The following is a 1,755-nucleotide window of genomic DNA, read 5'->3' as shown; positions in this document are numbered from 1 at the left end:
CAGGCCATCCGCCAGCGCATCAGCCAGGGAGCCGCCGCGTAATGGCCGAGCACAGCACCATCGAATGGACCGACGCGACTTGGAACCCGATCACGGGCTGCTCCATCGTCTCGCCCGGCTGCACGAACTGCTACGCCATGGGCCTGGCCGGAACGCGGCTCAAGCACCATCCCTCGCGCGCCGGCCTCACCGTCGACACCAAGGCCGGTCCGGTCTGGAACGGGCAGGTGCGCCTCAACGGGGAATGGCTCACTCAGCCGATCGAGTGGAAACGTCCGCGCCGGGTCTTCGTCTGCGCGCATGGCGATCTGTTCGCCGAGAGCGTGCCGGACTCCTGGATCGACCGCGTGTTCGCCGTCATGGCGCTGGCGCCGCATCACGCCTTCCAGGTCCTGACGAAGCGGTCGGCGCGGATGCGCGCGTACCTCTCGGATCCCGAGACACCTGCCCGGGTCGCCCTGCTCCGCGTGCTGGCGAGCGGGAAACCAGGCGAACCAACCCCGGTGTATGTCCAGGTCAACGTGCACAGCGAACAGCGCCGCTGGCCCCTGCCGAACGTCTGGCTGGGCGTCTCGGCCGAGGACCAGCGCCGCGCCAACGAACGCTTGCCGGATCTGCTCGCCACGCCGGCCGCCGTGCGGTTCGTGTCGGCCGAGCCACTGCTCGGGCCGATCGATTTCACCGCGATCCCCGACCCGGATACGGGCAGCGCCGAGCCCTGGCCGCATGCGGTGGACGCGCTGACGGGCGACGTATCCGACGACGCCAACGGGATCATCGACGGGGTGTACGAGCCCGGACAGGCACCGAAGCTAAATTGGATCATCGTCGGCGGCGAGAGCGGCCCCGGCGCCCGGCCGATGCACCCGACCTGGGCCCGGTCGATCCGCGAGCAGTGCGAGGCGGCCGACGTCGCCTTCCACTTTAAGCAGTGGGGCGCATGGCACCCCTGGGGTCAGCCGCTCGCCGATGGAAGCGTCAACCTCCGGTCCTTCGGGAAGGACCCAGAGCACTACCGGCACCTGCCAGGGCAGGAGATTGTCTCGCGCGTCGGTAAGAAGGCCGCCGGCCGACTCCTCGACGGGGTCGAGCACAACGGCATGCCGGAGTCGGCGCGATGAAGCTAATACCCCACGGAAAGACACGCCTCGTCTTGGTGGCTGGTGGATTTGCCTTCAAGCTCGCCCGCGGACGGACGGGCTGCCTTTGCAATTTGTTCGAAGCGCGGACCTGGATCGAAGCGACTCCGGAGCGACGCATAATCCTCTGTCCTGTCCTCGCGTGCGAGCCTCGCGGTTTGGTTCTTGTCATGCCGGAAGCACAGCCGATCAACACCGATGAAGCGGAAGCCCATCACGCAGCTGGTACCTTTCCCGATTGGGATTACTGGCCCGGCGACCCCGATGACCCATTCGAGCCGAAGGCTGCCAACTGGGGCATGCTGGAGGGCCGCCTCGTAGCGCTCGACTATTCCGCTCCGGCTATCCCGTTTCCCGACCAGGGGAGCATCCCATGACCGCCGCGGTAGAGCACGCCAACAGGAGCCCGAGGAGCAGAGCGATGCAGCAGGCCGATCCGACCCGGTTCGTCGTTAGGTTTCCCGATGTGGCGCGCGAGCTGGGCGTCTCCGCGACGACCCTCCGGCAGATGTGCCGCAAGGGGGAAGGACCGCCGCTTCTACAGCTAAGCGAGCGGTGCTTCGGTGTCCGCCGAGGCGAGCTTGATGCCTGGATCGAGACCCGCAAGGTGGCGAGC

Annotated in this window: 3 protein-coding genes; all 3 read left to right on the top strand. The window is 67.6% G+C overall.

The annotated features are described in order from the left end of the window. Positions 1-41 precede the first annotated feature (41 nt). Positions 42-1,121: a phage Gp37/Gp68 family protein gene (locus K2X24_RS01180; RefSeq protein WP_292493919.1), complete on the top strand. Its 1,080-nt coding sequence runs from the start codon at positions 42-44 to the stop codon at positions 1,119-1,121. Further along, positions 1,118-1,516 carry a hypothetical protein gene (locus tag K2X24_RS01175; RefSeq protein ID WP_292493917.1) on the top strand — a complete coding sequence of 133 codons (399 nt, stop codon included), beginning with the start codon at positions 1,118-1,120 and terminating at the stop codon, positions 1,514-1,516. Before K2X24_RS01180 ends, K2X24_RS01175 begins: the two co-directional genes overlap by 4 nt. A 44-nt stretch (positions 1,517-1,560) precedes the next feature. Then, the coding region (locus K2X24_RS01170; RefSeq protein WP_292493915.1) for a helix-turn-helix domain-containing protein at positions 1,561-1,755 on the top strand (195 nt) is incomplete at its 3' end.

Source organism: Methylobacterium sp., assembly GCF_019750675.1.
In the GTDB taxonomy this organism is placed as follows: Bacteria; Pseudomonadota; Alphaproteobacteria; order Rhizobiales; family Beijerinckiaceae; genus Methylobacterium.
Note: the sequence above shows the minus strand (reverse complement) of the source record. Positions and strands in the feature narration are given on the sequence as shown.

Excerpts from the sequence above, each read along its gene's own strand:
- K2X24_RS01180 (WP_292493919.1), top strand. The coding sequence starts at position 42 with ATGGCCGAGCACAGCACCATCGAATGGACCGACGCGACTTGGAACCCG.
- K2X24_RS01175 (WP_292493917.1), top strand. The coding sequence starts at position 1,118 with ATGAAGCTAATACCCCACGGAAAGACACGCCTCGTCTTGGTGGCTGGT.